Origin of the sequence: Streptomyces aureus, assembly GCF_000725495.1 — a bacterium.
GTDB classification, from domain to species: Bacteria; Actinomycetota; Actinomycetes; order Streptomycetales; family Streptomycetaceae; genus Streptomyces; species Streptomyces aureus_B.
Genome location: NZ_JNZD01000031.1, coordinates 33,808 through 50,610 on the forward strand (window position 1 = coordinate 33,808; position 16,803 = coordinate 50,610).

Here is a 16,803-nt window from a genome sequence, read left to right on the forward strand (position 1 = left end):
CTGCCACCCACCACTGACAACGCCGTCGCGAACCCGGGCCTCACGCACGGCCGTTCCGGCACCGACCCGCCTGGGTGGCGAGGGGACTCGGCAGGTGCGGCAGCACGGTGCGGCGAGGGGACGGGTGCGGCAGCTCGGGCGGATCTTCGATCAGGTCCAGCGGAGTATCGTCGCACCGCCGGCCGTCCAGGCCGAGGGGTTTCAGTTCACCGGGGGTTGATCGTGGCAGCGAACACGGACACGTGGTGGGGCGTGCTCGACGAGGAGCACCGCCTCGCGTGGACGTTCTCACCGTTCGAAGGGGTCGGGCCCTTGAAGTTCGGCATGACGCACCAGCAGGCAAAGGCGGCGGTCGCCGTCTTCATGGAGTCCGGCATGGAGCAAGGTTTCGCCGGCAACATCCGGCTCGCCGAGTTCTGGGCCGATCCGCCGCTCGACGCCCCCTTCTTCGGGCCGGCGGTCACCGCCTACTACGACCCGTCGCTCGGCCTGTCAGCCATCGCGGTCAACGCGCTGCGCGGTCCGCAGGTCACGTTCGCCGGGATGCCACTCGTGGGGCAGGTGCCGTCCGTACTGGAAGGCCTTTTCATCCGCTACCTCGAGACGCACGAGAAGCGACTGGCGTACTCACAGGCCGGCGACCTGTGCGCGGAGCATCTGGGTCTGGTGCTGCGCGCCCAGCGGGCCGGCGACCTGGTACTGAGCCGCCCGGTGATGGTCGCCGAGGCCTGGTCCGACCGTTGCGGAGACGTCACGGAGGGCTTCATCCCCCGCGAGGAGTGGCAGACCTTCGAGTGGTGAGCCTCGGCGGCTCCGCGTCCCGACGGCGGCCGATCGGAAGCCACTCACTCGCTCCCTCCACCTCCGAGAGCACCCGTCCATGTCCGGCCGTGATGGGAAAGGGCCCGCTCCGTGACCGCTTCGCTGGTCTGTAAGAAGGTGTTTTCCCTTGCCGCGGGGGCCGTGTACTCCTGGGAGACCGTCGAAGGGCTCACCGGGTACGTGCTGATCGATGCGGGGGCTTCGGTCGTCCGCGTCTCTACGCCTGAGGGCGGGCCGTGCGGGGGCATGTCGCTGGACAAGGGGGTCGGCAATCTCGAGAACCCCGATCCGGACCCGGCGCTGCGCCGGGCCTTCGTCGCCGTGGCGGCGGCGATCCTTCGGGACGCGGAACGGCAGGGGCGCCTGCCGGAACGGGTCTCGCGTACCTATTGGTAGGCCCGTTGCCGGGTGATCAGGGGGCGTCCCCGGTGTAGTGGAAGCGGCAGGTCACGCCCGGGCCGGGGCGGCGGGGCTCCGCGGGGTCGGGGTCGTACAGTGCGCGGCCGCCGGGCCAGCGGGACAGCTCCGTCGCCAGGGCGACGCCGTCCCCGGCCTCCTCCGGCTCCCGGTCGGTGATGTCCAGGAGCAGTCCGTCCAGGGGGCCGCCCATGAGTGCGGCGTACGTGCGGTGCGGCAGCGGGCCGGGGTCGGGGTCGTCGTGGTCGCGGCCGTAGACCCGGCCGCGCAGCAGCTGCTCATCACCGTTCATCCGATCAGCGTCGCAGACGGCACTGACAACGCCCCTGGCCCCTACGTCGCCGACGGCGGGCGTCCGTGCGGTCAGGGGGCGTGGACGCCGCCGGCGGACGGGGGCCGATCGGGCTCGAGGTGTCGGGCGAGGGCCACCCGGGAGCGCACGCCGAGCTGGGTGAAGACGTTCCGCAGGTGGTACTCGACCGTGCGGACGCTGATCGACAGCTGACGTGCCACCTCGCGGTTGGTGGCGCCCTGGGCAACCGACCGGGCGATGCGCAGTTGCTGCGGCGTGAGCAGCGTCAGCGCGTCCGGGGTCTCCGGGCCGGACGGGGGCGGCGCGGTGGGTGTCTCCCCGGCCGCTCTCAGCTCCGCGTCCGCCTGCTCCGTCCACACGGCGGCACCGCACTGGTCGAACCCCATGACTGCGCGGCGCAGCTGGGCTCGTGCCTCGACGGGACGGCGTCGGCGGCGCAGCCACATCCCGTACGCGAGATGGGTCCGGGCGTGCTCGTAGGGGCTGTCGACCTGCTCGTGCCGCGCCAGGGCCGCGATGAACAGGTCCTCGCTGTCCTCGTCTCCCGCGACCAGGGCCCGGCAGCGCAGGACGACCGCCGGAGCCGGCGGATCCACCTCGCCCGAGGCCCGCGGACGACCCGCTAACCGGAAGTGCCCCGCTGCCGCCAGTCCCTGACCCCGAGCCGCCGGATGCGCCAGCTCGGCAGGGGGTGGCGCGCCTCCCCGGTGAGGAAGTCCATCATGTCGATCAGCATGCGCCGGACGTCCGCGACGGGGACCGTGGTCTCTTCCCACTGGCCGTAGTGGGCGCGCAGCCGGATCCGGTCGCCGGGGACACGCTCCAGCAGGCAGCTCTCCACTCCCAGCTGGAGCTCGTCCCCGGCCTCGATCCTGAGCCATTGCAAGAGCACCGACGAGGCCGCCCAGTCCGGTCCGCACTGGGAAACGATCTCCTCAGCGGCCCGGCTCAGCGCCTGGGGCGTACCTTCGGGTGCTCTGATGACGGTGGTGTCGAAGACGCAGGCGACATGGACGGACTCCCCGTCGTCGTCCACGTCGGTTGCGGGGATCTCCTCCAGGCCGAAGACCCAGCGGTCTTTCGGGATGTCACGGTGTCCGTTCGCCTCGCCCATCCGCGCGATCATGCCAGGCCGCGTCGTGGGGCCGGGTGGTCGCCCCGTCAGGAGCCCTCGACCGTGACGGTGTGCGCGTGCGACGCCGCCGCCGCTCCGTAGGCGCCGGGTCCGACCCGGCGCCTACGGGCGCGGATCGCCAGCACCGACAGCACCATGCCCACGCCGGAGGCGATCGCGAGGAGCAGGCAGGCGCTCGACAGGCCCGACGCGAGGGCGTCCGCCGCGCCCTCGCCCTCTGCCGTGTGCGACGCTCCCACCGTCGCGTTGACCGTCGCCACGGCCGCCGTGAACGCCGCCGCGCCGATGTACCGCGCCATGTTCGAGATCCCCGACGCGGCGCCGACGTCGTCGGCGGACACCGCCGAGGTGGACGCCGAACTCGCCGGACCGTTGACGAGTCCCAGACCCGCGGCCAGGAGCACGAGGGGCAGGACGAAGGCCGCGTACCGCCAGTCGCCCTGGACGAACGCCAGCAGCGCGCAACCCGCCGTCGCCGCCGCGAATCCGGCGGCGATCACCGGTCCGATGCCGAGGCGCTGGACCATACGGGGCACGAGCGGCGTGACCGCGATCAGACCCACCGTCGCGGGCAGCGTGGCCAGCCCCGCCTCGAACGGGCTCAGGTCGAGGGTGGCGGGGTTCTGGAAGTAGAGGCTGACCAAATACATCAGACCGTTGATCACGCCCGCGCTCAGCAGGATCCCTACCGTCGCCCCGATCAGGACGCGGTTCTTCAGCAGCCTCAGGTCGACGAGCGGTGCCTCCACCCGCCGCTCCACAGCGACGAACGCCACACACGAGACGGCCGCCACCGCGAAGCAGCCCAGCACCGCGGCCGACGTCCAGCCCCAGGTGGCGCCCTCGCTGAGCGCGAGCAGCGCGGGGGCGAGAACGGCCGCGATCAGCACGGTCCCGGCGAAGTCGATCGAGCGACTGCGCTCCGGGTCCCGGGACTCGGCGACCCCTTTCAGCGTGACGGGCACACAGGCGAGCGCGATCCCCGCGTCGATCCAGAACAGGCCCTGCCATCCCGTGCCGTCCACCAACAGTCCACCGACCAGGGGACCGGCGGCCGCGCCCACCGCGGACGCGCCGCCCCACAGCGTCACCGCCCGTACCTGTCCCTCTCCCGAGGTCGACACGGACAGCAGGCTCATTCCGCAGGCGAGGATCGTCGCTCCCGACGCGCCCTGGATCGCCCGGCCCGCGATCACCCCGCCTCCGGTGTCGGAGAGCGCGATGAGCACGCAACTGGCGATGAACAGTCCCAGGCCGCCCAGAAAGACGAGCCGCCGTCCGAACACGTCGCCGAGGGCTCCCGACGTGACGATCACCGCTGCGCCCACGAGCGAGTAGCCGGTGACGGCCCACTGGAGGACGTCGAGCGAGGTGCCGGTGTCGGCGCTGATGGCCGGGAGCAGGATGCTCACCGCCGAGGTGTTCGCGTTGACGACGAGGGTCGAGACGCAGGTCGCGATCAGCACGGCCAACGGCGCCGACCGGCCGGCGCCGCCCGGTCCCGAGTGCTGAGTCTGGGCATCCACACCAGCAGGTTCACACGCCCCGTCCCGCCCCGCACCCCGTGGACGCCGCGTCAGCAGGCCATCCCGGGGCGCCAGTCCGGGGAATCCCCTGCCCCCGGGCGGACTTGGCCGAAGGAGCTCGCGAGGTGCAGGGACCGGGCAGCGGTTCACGACACACGCCGTCCCCCGAGCCGGCTGTACGCCCGACCGTCCCCGAGCCTGCTCACCCGGTGCGCGTCGAGCCGGCCGCGTGCCGGGCCGCGCGCCTCGACGTCGACCTTGTCGAGTAAAGCCACTTGTTGCCGGAACGCACGGCAACCACCGATCCAACCGATATGCCGAGCCCCGCTGTTCGCGGGATTCTCCCTTGCCGATCGCCGGCCCTGCTGTTTATAGTCACCTCGACCATAAAGGAGTCGCCCCGTGAACTGGAACCTCAGCTGGACCGAAGCGCTCGGCTTCGCCACCGGCGCCGTCTGTGTGTGGCTGGTGGCCCGTCAGCACATAGCCAACTGGCCTGTCGGCATAGCCAACAACGTCTTCTTCATCGTGCTCTTCCTCCAGGCCGGCCTGTACGCCGACGCGGGCCTCCAGGTCGTCTTCATCGCGCTGGCCGGCTACGGCTGGGGGATCTGGGCCCGCGGCGACGGACCGGCCACCGGCGACGCCCTGCCGGTGCGCCGCACGACGGGCACCGAGTGGCTCTGGCTCACCGCCGCCGGGGTCCTGGGCACCGGCGCCCTCACCCTGCTGCTGGACCGAGCCACCGACTCCACCGTCCCCTTCTGGGACGCGCTCACCACCGCGCTCTCCCTGGCCGCCACCTACGGCCAGTGCCGCAAGCTGCTGGAGTCCTGGTGGCTGTGGATCGCCGCCGACCTGGTCTACATCCCGCTGTACGCCTACAAGGGCCTGTACCTGACCTCGCTGCTGTACGTCGGCTTCCTCGCCCTGTGCGTGGCCGGACTCCTCGGCTGGCGGCGCACCCTCGCCGCGACCGGCCCCCGCAGTGCCACGGCGGTGACCGCATGAGCGGCACCGACCGCCCGTACCGGCACGGCCTGGTGCTCGGCAAGTTCTATCCGCCGCACGCCGGCCACCACCACCTCGTCCGCTCCGCCCTGGCGCGGTGCGAGCGGCTGACCGTCCTGGTCTGCGCAGCCTCCGTCGAGTCGATACCGCTCGCCGACCGGGTGGCGTGGATGCGCGAGGCCCACCCGGAGGCCGAGGTCGTCGGCGCCGTAGACGACCACCCGGTCGACCTGCTCGACCCCGCGGTGTGGGACGCCCACATGGCCGTCTTCCGCGCCGCCGTCCCGGAGCCGGTGGACGCCGTGTTCACCTCCGAGTCGTACGGCACCGAGCTGGCCCGCCGGTTCGGCGCGGCCGAGGTCGGCGTGGACCCCGACCGCACCGCGTACCCGGTGTCCGGCACCGCCGTACGCAAGGACCCGGTGGGCTCCTGGACCTTCCTCGGCCCGGGCGTGCGGGCCGCGCTCACCCGGCGCGTGGTCGTCCTCGGCGCCGAGTCCACGGGCACCACCACGCTCTCCCGGGCGCTGGCCGCCCACTACCGCACGCGCGGCGGCATCTGGAGCGAGACCGGCTGGGTGCCCGAGTACGGGCGCACGTACAGCGAGGAAAGGCTCGCCGCCCTGCGGGCCGTCGACCCCGGGGCCGACTGGACACAGGTCGAGTTCGGCTCCGAGGAGTTCCCCGTCATCGCCCGGCGCCAGGACGCCGACGAGGAGCGGGCCGCCCGGGACGGCTCCCCGGTGCTGTTCTGCGACACCGACTCGTTCGCCACGACGATCTGGCACGAGCGCTATCTCGGCACACCGAGCCCCGAGGTGGCGGCGGTCGCCGCCCGCACCTCGCGCCACCTGTATCTGCTCACCGACCACGAGGGGGTGCCCTTCGAGGACGACGGACTGCGCGACGGCCCGCATCTGCGCCCGTGGATGACCGGGCGCTTCCGTGCGGAACTGGAGCGCAGCGGCCGCCGGTTCCTGCTCGTCACCGGAAGTCCCGAGGAGCGGCTGCGGACCGCCGTGGCGGCGGTGGACGGGCTGCTCGCCGAGGGCTGGCACTTCGCCGACCCCCTGCCCGAGCGCAGGTGACTTCGCGCCCCTGGCCGGAACCGCTCGCCCGCTGTGGTCGTCTTGTGCGCTGACTGTGTACGAAACGGAAACGCGGGGGACGCTGTGACACGGAACGTGACGAAGGCAGGGATCGCGCTGGCGGTCGCGGCGACGGTGCTGGGGGCCTCGGCCTGCGGCGGGAACGCCGGGGCTCGGCCCACGCACAAGAAGGCCGAGGCGGTGGCCCCCTTCGGGAACGGGGCGTCGGCCGGCTGGACGCCGACGAGGGGGACCTCGTCCAAGACCGCGCAGAGCGCGGCGGCCCGCCTCACCCGGAACGTGCCGTGGAACCTGGACATTCTCGACCAGCGGAGGCGGCCGCTGAACGGGAAGCTCACCACCACCGCCACCGGCAAGGGAGTTCACGTCTATGTGATCGACACGGGCATGGACATCCACCACGCGGAGTTCGGCGGACGCGCCCACCTCGGGGCCGACTTCGTGGGCCGACAGGACTCCGGCGACTGCTTCAGCGAGTCCGGCATGGGTCACGGCACGTTCGTGGCGGGCATCATCGGCGGGACCAAGTACGGCGTGGCGCCGAAGGCGGACCTCGTACGGGTCCAGGGCGTCCTGTGCGACAGCTCGGGCGGCGGTTCCGCCGCCGCGGCCGAGGCCGCGGTGGTGAAGTCGGTCAAGTGGGTCACCGCGCACGCGCAGAAGCCCGCCGTGGTGAACATGTCGCTGAACTTCGACCACCGGTCGGCCACCGTGGAGGCCGCCGTGAAGAAGATGGTCGACGCGGGGATCCCGACGGTCGTGTCGGCGGGCAACTTCCACGACGACGCGTGCAAGCACTCCCCGGCCGGGGTCCCCGGCACGATCGTCGTGGCGGCCTCCACCTCCGACGACCGCGCCTGGACCGACAGCGGCTCCTACGGATCGGGCTACGGACGCTGCGTCGACCTGTACGCGCCCGGCCAGAAGGTGACGGCCGCCCTCTCCGGCGGTGGTACGACCACGGAGGACGGCGGGGCGACGTCCTGGGCCGCGCCGCACGCGACCGGTGTGATCGCGCTGTACCTGTCGGCCCACCCGCACGCCACGGCCCGCGAGGTCCACGTCTGGCTCGACCACACGGCCACCACCGGTGTTTTGCGCGGTGTCCGCTCCGACACCCCCAACCGGCTGCTCTACACCGGCGGCATCTGACCCGCACCGGCCGGTCCGGCCGCCGGCCGCCCACGCCTCGGGTGCCGCTCGCTGCTCAAGGGTCCACGTACTCGACGGACTGCATCATCCCCAGGTCCTCGTGGTGGAGCTGGTGGCAGTGGGCGATCGCGCGGCCGGTGAAGTCCTCGTACTTGACCAGGAAGGTGACCCGGTCTCCGGGGGTGCCGCCGGCCAGGCCGATGGTGTCGTGCCAGACCGGGGGGTCGAGCCGGGCGCCGTTGCGGTGGGTGAGCAGGACCTGGTTGGTGTGCAGGTGGAAGGGATGGCTGTGCGCCGGGATCGTCTCGTCGGTGCGGACGGTCCAGCGTTCCACGGCGCCCAGGCGCAGCGTGTGGTTGGTGTAGCCGGGGTCGAACAGGCCGTAGGACGGGTCGCGGGTGAGGTCGCCTTCGGGGTGGGCCGCGGGGGTGGCGTTGGTGCCCAGGACACGGAAGGCGTTGGGGAAGGGCCCGGCGAAGACGCCCGCGTCGGAGTGGAAGACGACCTCCCGGTCGGCGTCGGGACGGTCGATGTCCCGCTCGTCGAGGAAGGGTCTGCCCTGCGGCAGCGCGGCCGGCAGCGTCATCGGCGGCTCGACCGGTGCTCCCGCGACCTCGACCGTCAGCAAAGGCACGGGGAGCGCGGCGTCCCGGAGTTCATAGCGGCCCGGTGCGCCACCGCGGACGAGGACGTCGGCGCGGTTGCCCATCGCCAGGTCGACCTCGTCCCGGGCGACGGGCGTGGCGAAGGTGACGCCGTCCTGGGCGATCTGGTGCAGCGTCAAGCCGTCTGTTTCGCCTGTCAGTTGGAGTCGGAGCGCGGTGAAGGCGGTCGCGGCGACCAGTCGCCACCGCTGCACCTCGCCGGGGCGCAGGCGGAGGGTGGGGTTGACCGCGCCGTTGACGGCGAAGGTCGACGGGACGCCGGTCACCCAGCCACCGGAGGTGAACGCGGGGACTCTGCCGTTCACGAGTTTCAGTTCGTTGATGCAGACGACCAGGTCCGCCGCCGCCTTGATCTCCGGGATCTCGTCTACGTCGCCTTCGACGACGATCCCCCCCGCCATGCCTCCGACGATCTGCTCGGCGGTGGATCCGTGCAGATGCGGGTGGTACCAGTAGGTGCCCGCGGGGTGGTCGGCCGGCACCTGGACGCACGTCTCGTACACCGGCTCGGCGGCACCGGCGGCGGCCTCTTCGGCGGTGCGCGGGGCGAATTCCCGCAGGACGTTGTCGGCATGCCCCGAGGGACTGACGTGCATTCCGTGGGTGTGCAGGTTGAAGCTGTTGGGGTGGTGCGGCGTGTGCGGGCCGCCGGTGTGGGGCGGGTTGGGCGGCAGTCCGTTGACGTGCGCCAGCCGCAGTGCCTGTCCGCCGCGGACGCGCAGGGTGGGCCCCGGGATGCTTCCGTTGTAGGTCCGCGTGGTCACCGTTCCGTGGCCGGGGACCAGTACGTCCGTGAACCGGACGTCGAACGTCTGCTCCACGACCGGCGACGACACCGGACCCGTAACCGGCCGCGCAGCCGTGACGGCAGGCTGGCGCAGTGGCCCTGCGGGCGGCACAGCGCCGCGCCCGTCCGGGGGACCACCGCGAACCGCCGCGAAGCCCGCGACGGGCAGGGCCTTGAGCATCGACCGCCGACTGATTCCCTCCATTGCACTCACAAGCGGGCAATATAGACCAAGTTGACGGCCTGTCCGCGCGGCACTCTCCGAGGCTTCCGGGCGTTCGGGCGCACCACGCGGCAGGACCGGGTGTTCGCACTGCGGAGGGGCCCGGCATGATCTGATGCCATGAGTTCCGACAGCGAAGGGCCGCACACGAACGGGCCGCGAACGAACGCGCCGCAGACGAACGGACCGCGGACGAACGGGCCGCAGACGCGCGTGACGTGGTGGCTCGGCCGGGGGCCCGGCCCACAGGACCTTCATGACCTGTTCGTCGATCCCTTCAACGCCGGTCAGGAGCAGGTGCGGTTGGACCTGGAGGTGCTCACGTCCAGGGCCCGGGACCGGACGGTGGAGGCACTGGAGGCGGGCACCGCCCCGGACATCGTCATGGTGCCCCGCGCCGGGGACTTCGTGTCGCTGGCCGCGCGCGGACTCCTGCTCGACCTGACCCCCTATGCCGATCGCCACGGCTGGGGTTCCCGGCTGCTCGACCCGGCCCTGCGGCTGGCCACCCTCGACGGCCGGCTGTTCGGAGTCCCGCGCAGCGGCGAGACGATGATGCTGCTGTTCAACTCGCCCGTGCTGGACGAACTCGGGCACGCGGCTCCGTCGTCGTCGCCGGAACTGGAGAAGCTCGCCGAGGACGCGCTCCGCCGGGGCATCACCCCCTTCGGGGCCGGCTGCGCCGACATGCCGGAGTCGTGCGAGCTGCTGTGGACCCTGGTCCTGAACCACTACGCGGGTCCGGCCGCCGTTCGCGCGGCCCTGCTCGGCGAGATTCCGTGGACCGACGAGGTGTTCGTCGAGGCGATGGACCGTCTGCGGGGGTGGTTCGACCGGGGCTGGTTCGGCGACCGCTACTTCGAGGACACCATCGATCAGGGGCTCGACCGGGTGGTGAGCGGCGGGGCGGCGATGGCGCCCGCGATGACGGGCCTGCTGCCCCAGGACCCTTCCCGGCTCGGCGCGGTCCCCTTCCCGGTCCTGCGGGACGAGGTGTCCGCGCCCCTGTTCGTGTTCGGTACCGCGAGCCTGATCGGCGTCAGCGCGCGGTCGCGGCAGCCCGAGGCCGCGGCGCGGGTGCTCGACGCCCTGTTCGACGGGGACGTTCGCCGGCGCTTCTCGGCACGGGTTCCGGGCGACTGGAACATCCCGCTGTCGGACACGGACGCCGACGCGTTGCGGTCACTGGCGCCCGGCGTCTTCGCCAACCCCGCCATCGGTCTCACCGAGTCCGTGGCCGGGGGCCGCCACGGATACGCGAGCTGGTCCTTCCTGCCGCCGAGGAGCGAGGCGCTGGTCGTGGCGCAGGTCCGGCCGCTGGTCGAAGGCGCGCTGACGGCCCGGGAACACCTGGCCGAGCTCCAGGCGGTGTTCACCGAGGAGGCCGCGTCCGGCCCCGTACCGGGAGTGGTCCGGGCACCGTAGGGAGCACCGGCCGGTGCGCGTGCCCAGGGCCACCGGTGGTCCGCCTCGTCGTGCAGGCACCGCCGGATACAACCCTGGGCGAACGTCGCGTGTCTTGTGGGTGAGCGGACGAAGGCGTCGCCCTCGCCGCACTGTCTGTCGACAGACCTCGCGCCTCGGCCGAACCGGACGCCGCGGGCCGGGAAACGAGGAGGTTCGCTCCTGTGCGTCACATCGACCGCGCGGCCCTGACGGCCGCGGCACTCTTCGCCCTCGGGGGCGGTGCGATCATCGCGGCGCCCGCGGCGCAGGCCGTGGTGCCCTTCCCGTCCATCGGCTGGCAGCAGCACAATTGCGACTTCGACGGGAACGGGTACGACGACGTCCTGATCGGCGCCCCGGGTGCCACGGTGGACGGGGCCAAGGGCGCCGGGTACGTCTCCGTGCAGTACAGCTCGTCGAACGGTCTCAGCACCACCCGGAAGAGCGTCCTGCACCAGAACACCGCGGGCGTTCCGGGCGCCGCCGAGGCGGGCGACGGCTTCGGCCGCGCCGTTGCGTCCGGCGACCTCGACGACGACGGCTATGACGACGCGATCGTCGGCATCCCGGGCGAGGACCTGGCCGGGCTGTCCGACGCGGGCGGCGCCGTCGTCTTCTGGGGCTCACCGAGCGGGCTGCACGGGTCCGACAGCAGCTGGCTCGAGGACACCGGCGGGCCGCGGGCCGGCGCGAACTTCGGCCTGGCCGTCGAGGCCGCCCGGTACTTCGCCCCGGATCCCGCCGACCCGGACGCCGATCCGCGCGACAGCGTCGCCGTCCTGGAGAACGACTCGCTCCTGTTCTTCACCGACACCCCCGCCACGGCCAGGCGGCTGACGGCGGCAAACCCGGGAGTACGCGCCCGGGACCTGAGCCCGACGGACGGCGGCTTCGCCTTCCGGTCGCTCAGCCACGGCAACTACAACGAGGACTCCTGGGCCGACCTGGCGGTCTCCGGCGTCACCACGGGCGCACAGCCCGGCATCGGCGCCACCCGGGTGCTGCACGGCGCTCCCGATGTCTCGGCGCTGGGAGACGGCGGCACGTTCGAGGGCGGTCCCGCCGCCGTCTCCGGCGACTTCAACCACGACGGCCAGGACGACCTCGCGATCGGGGACACGGGGGTCGGCTCGCCCCTGGGCGGAGCGGTGTCCGTCTACTTGGGCCGGGGGGACCTCTCCGGGCTCGACCGGACGCCGGCCCAGACGTGGACACAGGACTCCCCCGGTGTTCCCGGCACGGCCGAGGCCGGCGACCGCTGGGGTGCCGAGCTGTCCGCCGGTGACACCGGCGGAGACGGCCGTCCGGATCTCGCCGTCGGGGCGCCGGGCGAGGACGTCGGGTCCGTGGTCGACGCCGGAGCGGTGTGGACGCTGCGCGGGGCACCGGGCGGGCTGACCGCGAGCGGGGCGCGCAGTTTCGACCAGAACTCCGCGGGGATCCCCGGTACGGCGGAGAAGTCGGACCAGTGGGGCGGCCAGGTACGGCTGATCGACGCCGACCATGACGGCCGCGCGGGACTGCTGGCGGCCGCGCCGGGTGAGAACTCCGGCAACGGCTTCGTCTGGGTGATCCCCGCGTCGTCGTCGGGCCTCGTGGCCCGGGGTTCGTGGACCTACGACGGAGCACGCCTCGGGGCCCCCGCGACCGGGGCACGCTTCGGGGCGGCGATCGACGAGTAGGAGCGGCGAGCGGGGGCCGCGCTGGTGAGGCGGGGCCCCCGCGTCAGGACGAGGCCGAGCGTGCGCCCTTCGGGCCCCGCAGTCGGAAGGCGCTCGCCACCAGCGCCGCCGTCCCCAGGACGAAGAACCAGGCGCCGGCCGCCACGAAGGACAGGTCGCCCCTCGCCACCAGACCGGCGGAGAGGTAGCAGGAGACGAGTCCCACGGCGAACGCGGTCACCAGGTAGTGCAGGCGCCGGACAGTGCGAGGCACCGGCCCTACGGGGAAGCGGCGCACCATTGCCGTCACGGCGACACAGGCGGCCACCGCGAGCACGGCGGTGAGCGCGAACGGCCAGGAGCCCCCGAGCGTCCACCCGCGCGACCACCACGGCCACCAGTCGGCGAACAGGAGCGCGAACACCGATGCCTGATCGCTGAAGGGAAGAAGCGTCGCCAGCACGAACGCGATGCCGGCGACCGACAGGTACAGAACGCGGCGCACGGCCCAGGAGTCGGGTGCGCCGAGCGCTACGCCGGGCACGACCCCAGCCCCTGCCGCTCCGGCGGACGCAGGACCGGTGGTGGCCGTCCAGGTGGACCCCCGTGCCGTGGTCGTCTTGCGCACCGCGGTTCTCTTGCGCGGCTCGGTGGACTTGCGCGGCTCGGTGGACTTGCGCGGCTCGGTGGACTTGCGCGCCTCGGTGGTCTTGCGCGGTCCGGACGGTGATCCGTCGGCAGCCGGGCCGCCCGGCGCCTGGGCGGCGGGCTTCGGGGGCGTCGGAGCCGGTGACGCCGGCTTCGGGCGGGTGGCCTTTCGGGGGCCGGCGGAGGCTGGCGCCTTCTTGGGTCCACGCGGAACCGCCGGCACCGTACGGGGCTTGGCGGCAGTGGCCCGGACCTCGGCCTCGCCGGCCGGTGCCAGAACGACTGCTGCCGTCACCGTGGCCGACACGGCTACGGCGACCTGCTCCGGCAGCCAGGCGACGGCGTCGGGGACGATCTGGGTCGGCGTGTAGCCCATGTCGTCGCCGGTGTCGGCGAGTTCGGCGATGAGGGTGCTCACGTCCGGGCGCCGTCCCGGGTCCTTCGCAAGACAGCGGGCGACGATCTCCAGGCCTTCCGCGGGCAGGGCGTCGAGTCGTGGTTCCTCGTACGCGATGCGGAAGTTGAGGGACTGCGCGGAGCCGGTCCCGAACGGGCCGGTGCCGGTGGCCGCGTAGGCCAGTACCGCTCCGAGGGCGAACACGTCGGTGGCGGGGGTGACGGGGTCGCCGGTGAGTTGCTCGGGGGACATGAAGCCGGGCGTTCCCACGGCGGTCCCGGCGCGGGTCAGCACGGTGGCCTCGGCCGCGACGGAGATCCCGAAGTCGACGACCCGGGGGCCGTCCGGCGCGATGAGCACGTTGGACGGTTTGAGGTCACGGTGGATCAGACCGGCCTCGTGGATGGCTTCGAGCGCTTCGGCCAGGCCCGCGCCGAGCGTACGCACCGAGGCCACGGGCCAGGGACCGTGGGCGGCGACCGCCTGGTCCAGCGCCATGCCGGGCACGTAGGCGGTGGCCAGCCACGGGGGTGTCCCGTCGGGGTCGGCGTCGACCAGGGCGGCCGTGAAGAAGCCGGTGACCTTCCGGGCCGCCGCGACCTCGCGGGCGAACCGGCGCCGGAACCCGGGATCGTCGGCCAGTTCGGGCCGCACCACCTTGACCGCGACCAGCCGCCCGCTGGGCGACCGCCCGAGGTAGACGCGGCCCATCCCGCCGGCCCCCAGCAGGCCCGCGATGCGATACCGCCCGACCCGCTGCGGATCGCTCGGCTTCAGCCCCTCCATCGGGCTCCCCCTGACTCCCACCCGTCCCTGTTCAGGCGCCATTAGACACCACGCGCGCCGTCCCTCCGGATGATCCGTAGGGAGAGGAACGCGGACATGGAGGAGCCGGCAGATCGCAGCGCCGCCCTCGGCTGCGCCTTGGCCGACCTCGATGCCACGGTCCTGCGAGTCGACCGAAGGAAGCCGAAGGAAGCCGAAGGAAGCCGGGCGGGGGCGGCAGTCGCCGCCCCCGCCGTGCGTGCGCCCCGGGGAGGTGGGGCACGGTCCGTGGATCAGTTCCGGAACTGGTTCTCCGGGACCTTCAGGCCGTAGTGCTCGCGCAAGGTGGTGCCTTCGTACTCCTCTCGGAACAGGCCCTTGGCCCGCAGGATGGGCAGGACGTGGTCGGCGAAGGCGGCGAGGCCGGACGGCAGGGCGGGTGCCATGATGTTGAACCCGTCCGCCGCGCCGCCCTCGAACCAGGCGATGATCGTGTCCGCGACCTGTTCGGGCGTGCCGATGAACTCGAAGTGGCCGCGTCCGCCGCCGAGTCGGGAGATGATCTGACGGACCGTGAGTCGCTCGCGCACGGCGAGGTCGATGATGAGGTCGGAACGGCTCTGCGAGCCCTCCAGTTTCGGCCGGGCGAGGATGAAGTCCGGCAGAGGCGCGTCGAGTTCGAAGACCGAGGGCTCGGTCTCGAAGACGGCGGCCAGCTGGCGCAGCCCGTACTCGGGAACGCGCAGCTCGTCGAACTCCCGGGCGAGCGCCCGGGCTTCCGCCTCGGTCGACCCGATGTACGGGACGATGCCGGGCAGCACGATCACGCCCTCGGGGTCGCGGCCCGCGGCCGTGGTCCGTGCCTTGATGTCGGCGTAGAAGGCGGCGGCGCGCTCGTACGTGGTGTGGGCGGTGAAGATGGCCTCGGCGTGGCGGGCCGCGAAGTCCCTTCCGTCCTCGGAGGAGCCGGCCTGCACGAGCAGCGGGTAACCCTGGGGCGGGCGTTCGACGTTGAGCGGTCCGGCCACCTTGAAGTAGGTGCCCTGATGACCGGGCCGGTGCAGCCGCTCGGGGTCGGCGTAGCGTCCGGCGGCCTTGTCGGCGACGACGGCGCCTGACTCCCAGCTGTCCCACAGGGCCTTGGCGACCTTCAGGAACTCGTCGGCGCGGGCGTAGCGCTGGGCGTGGCCGGGTCGGTCGTCGAGTCCGAAGTTGGCCGCCTCGTCCGCTCCCGCCGAGGTGACGATGTTCCAGCCGGCGCGGCCGCCGCTGACGTGGTCGACGGAGGCGAGCCGGCGGGCCAGGTTGTAGGGCTCGTTGTAGGTGGACGAGACGGTGGCGATGAGGCCGATCCTGCTGGTCGCCTGGGACAGGGCGGTCAGCAGGGTCAGTGGTTCGAGCTGGCCCGGTGGCCTGAACTCACCGGTGCCCATGAGGGCGGGGCCGTCCGCGAGGAACAGCGAGTCGAACTTGGCGCGCTCGGCGAGCTGCGCGAGCTCGATCCAGTGGCGCAGGTCGAAGTCCGCCCGGGCGTTGCTGTGCGGGAGCCGCCAGGCCGCCTCGTGGTGGCCCGCCTCCATGAGGAAGGCGTTGAGGTGCAGTCGGCGCTGTGTTCCGGTCATGGGTTCTCTCCTTCGTGGGTCGAGGTGGAGGGCAGGGGTCAGTTGAAGGTCAGCTTGGAGCTGTCGTATCCGGCGGGGAGCAGATTGTCGGTGATCGACGGGAGATCGACCTTCTTGGTGATCTGGCCCGCCTCCAGGAAGGCGTCCGCGAGCTTCTGCTCCAGCTCGATGTCCGACTTCTCGACCGGCGTGACGCGGTTCGAGTAGGCGGCCAGGGACGCCTTGGCGTCGGCCAGGGGGATGCCCTGTTCCTGCGAGAGCGCCTTCGCGTACTGGTCGGGGTGCTTGATCGCCCAGGCGTACTCACGGGAGAGCCGCTTCAGCACGTCGGTGAGGGCCGCTCGCCTGGTCTTGTCCTTCAGCGAGGTGTCGCTCGCCACGTAGTAGCTGCTCGTCTGGTCGATGGGCGGGAGTCCCTTCACCAGGACCCGCGCGCCGTTCTTGACCGCGATCGCGGACTGCGGGTTCCAGATCGACCAGGCGTCCACCTTGCCGGTGTTGAACGCCGTCGCGGCGGCCGCGGGGTCGAGGAAGACCAGCTTGGCGTCCTTGGGGCCGAGCCCCGCGCTCTTCAGCGCGTTCAGGGCCAGTCCGTGGGCGGAGCTGCCCTGGGGGACGGCGATCCGCTTGCCCTTGAGGTCGGCGGCCGTCCTCAGCTTCGATCCCTTGGGCACGATGATGTTCTCCACCGCCTGGTCGGGTGTGAGCGAACGGTTCACGGCGACGATCTTGAAGCCGTACTCCTTCGCGGCGCCGGTGATCGGCGGTACGTCGCCGACGCTGCCCAGGTCTATGTCCCCGGACGCGGCGGCCTGCACGAGCGGCGGTCCGTAGGTGAAGCGGGCGAACTTCACCTTGTAGGGCGCGCTGTCGAAGACGCCGGTCAGTTTCGCCAGGGCCTCGCTGCCGTCGCCGCCGTTGTCGCCGATGGTGAAGGTGTACTTGCTCCACTCGGGGTGCTTCGCGGTGCTCGCGTTGCCGGCGTTGCTCAGCGGCGCGGAGGTCTCCGAGGACGAGCCGCAGGCGACGAGGGTGCTCGCCAGGGCGAGAGGAGCGGCGGCGGCGACGATTCTGCTGGTGGTCTTGCGCATGATGATGTCCTGA

At 72.4% G+C, this 16,803-nt stretch carries 15 protein-coding genes; 7 read left to right on the forward strand and 8 right to left on the reverse strand.

Annotation, left to right across the window (positions count from 1 at the left end; all coding sequences use genetic code 11):
* Positions 1–222 precede the first annotated feature (222 nt).
* Both IO36_RS48515 and IO36_RS30955 read left to right on the forward strand, forming a co-directional pair.
* Positions 223–801, forward strand: a complete 579-nt coding sequence (locus tag IO36_RS48515; RefSeq protein ID WP_245173552.1) for a hypothetical protein — start codon at positions 223–225, stop codon at positions 799–801.
* Positions 802–912: 111 nt separating this feature from the next.
* Positions 913–1,218 carry a hypothetical protein gene (locus tag IO36_RS30955; RefSeq protein ID WP_037624578.1) on the forward strand — a complete coding sequence of 102 codons (306 nt, stop codon included), beginning with the start codon at positions 913–915 and terminating at the stop codon, positions 1,216–1,218.
* Between the two features lie 16 nt (positions 1,219–1,234).
* Here IO36_RS30955 and IO36_RS30960 read toward each other — a convergent pair whose 3' ends face one another.
* The 4 genes from IO36_RS30960 to IO36_RS30975 all read right to left on the reverse strand — a co-directional run bounded on the left by IO36_RS30960 (position 1,235) and on the right by IO36_RS30975 (position 4,213).
* Positions 1,235–1,531, reverse strand: coding sequence for a hypothetical protein (locus IO36_RS30960; RefSeq protein ID WP_037624580.1), 297 nt, complete (start codon positions 1,529–1,531; stop codon positions 1,235–1,237).
* A gap of 71 nt (positions 1,532–1,602) precedes the next feature.
* Positions 1,603–2,148 carry a helix-turn-helix transcriptional regulator gene (locus tag IO36_RS30965; RefSeq protein ID WP_037624582.1) on the reverse strand — a complete coding sequence of 182 codons (546 nt, stop codon included), beginning with the start codon at positions 2,146–2,148 and terminating at the stop codon, positions 1,603–1,605.
* Positions 2,149–2,174: 26 nt separating this feature from the next.
* Positions 2,175–2,666 carry a hypothetical protein gene (locus IO36_RS48520; protein WP_245173553.1) on the reverse strand — a complete coding sequence of 164 codons (492 nt, stop codon included), beginning with the start codon at positions 2,664–2,666 and terminating at the stop codon, positions 2,175–2,177.
* A gap of 47 nt (positions 2,667–2,713) precedes the next feature.
* Entirely contained in the window at positions 2,714–4,213 is a 1,500-nt protein-coding gene (locus IO36_RS30975) for an MFS transporter (RefSeq protein ID WP_245173554.1), read from the reverse strand.
* A 402-nt stretch (positions 4,214–4,615) separates the two neighbouring features.
* On the opposite strand from IO36_RS30975, the gene pnuC reads away from it, so the two are divergent.
* The 3 genes from pnuC (at position 4,616) to IO36_RS30990 (ending at position 7,485) form a co-directional block, all read left to right on the forward strand.
* Entirely contained in the window at positions 4,616–5,224 is a 609-nt protein-coding gene (gene pnuC / locus IO36_RS30980) for a nicotinamide riboside transporter PnuC (RefSeq protein ID WP_037624587.1), read from the forward strand.
* Positions 5,221–6,312: an AAA family ATPase gene (locus tag IO36_RS30985; protein WP_037624589.1), complete on the forward strand. Its 1,092-nt coding sequence runs from the start codon at positions 5,221–5,223 to the stop codon at positions 6,310–6,312. The genes pnuC and IO36_RS30985 overlap by 4 nt, the downstream gene beginning before the upstream one ends.
* A gap of 96 nt (positions 6,313–6,408) precedes the next feature.
* Complete coding sequence (locus tag IO36_RS30990) at positions 6,409–7,485, forward strand: S8 family peptidase (RefSeq protein WP_245173555.1); 1,077 nt, start codon at positions 6,409–6,411, stop codon at positions 7,483–7,485.
* A gap of 55 nt (positions 7,486–7,540) precedes the next feature.
* Here IO36_RS30990 and IO36_RS47135 read toward each other — a convergent pair whose 3' ends face one another.
* Positions 7,541–8,971 (reverse strand): multicopper oxidase family protein, encoded by a 1,431-nt coding sequence (locus tag IO36_RS47135; RefSeq protein WP_158997607.1) that lies wholly within the window; start codon positions 8,969–8,971, stop codon positions 7,541–7,543.
* 309 nt (positions 8,972–9,280) lie between these two features.
* Between IO36_RS47135 and IO36_RS31000 the strand changes: the two genes are divergently transcribed.
* A complete protein-coding gene (locus tag IO36_RS31000) occupies positions 9,281–10,585 on the forward strand; it encodes an ABC transporter substrate-binding protein (RefSeq protein WP_037624595.1) in 1,305 nt (434 codons plus the stop codon).
* A gap of 203 nt (positions 10,586–10,788) precedes the next feature.
* Positions 10,789–12,288 carry an integrin alpha gene (locus tag IO36_RS31005; RefSeq protein WP_037624597.1) on the forward strand — a complete coding sequence of 500 codons (1,500 nt, stop codon included), beginning with the start codon at positions 10,789–10,791 and terminating at the stop codon, positions 12,286–12,288.
* Positions 12,289–12,331: 43 nt separating this feature from the next.
* Here the strand turns inward: IO36_RS31005 and IO36_RS48525 are convergent, their stop codons facing one another.
* The 3 genes from IO36_RS48525 to IO36_RS31020 form a co-directional block, all read right to left on the reverse strand.
* Positions 12,332–14,098, reverse strand: a complete 1,767-nt coding sequence (locus IO36_RS48525; protein ID WP_051901089.1) for a serine/threonine-protein kinase — start codon at positions 14,096–14,098, stop codon at positions 12,332–12,334.
* Between the two features lie 272 nt (positions 14,099–14,370).
* Positions 14,371–15,699, reverse strand: coding sequence for an LLM class flavin-dependent oxidoreductase (locus IO36_RS31015; RefSeq protein WP_037624599.1), 1,329 nt, complete (start codon positions 15,697–15,699; stop codon positions 14,371–14,373).
* Between the two features lie 38 nt (positions 15,700–15,737).
* Positions 15,738–16,790, reverse strand: a complete 1,053-nt coding sequence (locus IO36_RS31020; RefSeq protein ID WP_037624601.1) for an ABC transporter substrate-binding protein — start codon at positions 16,788–16,790, stop codon at positions 15,738–15,740.
* Positions 16,791–16,803: the final 13 nt, after the last annotated feature.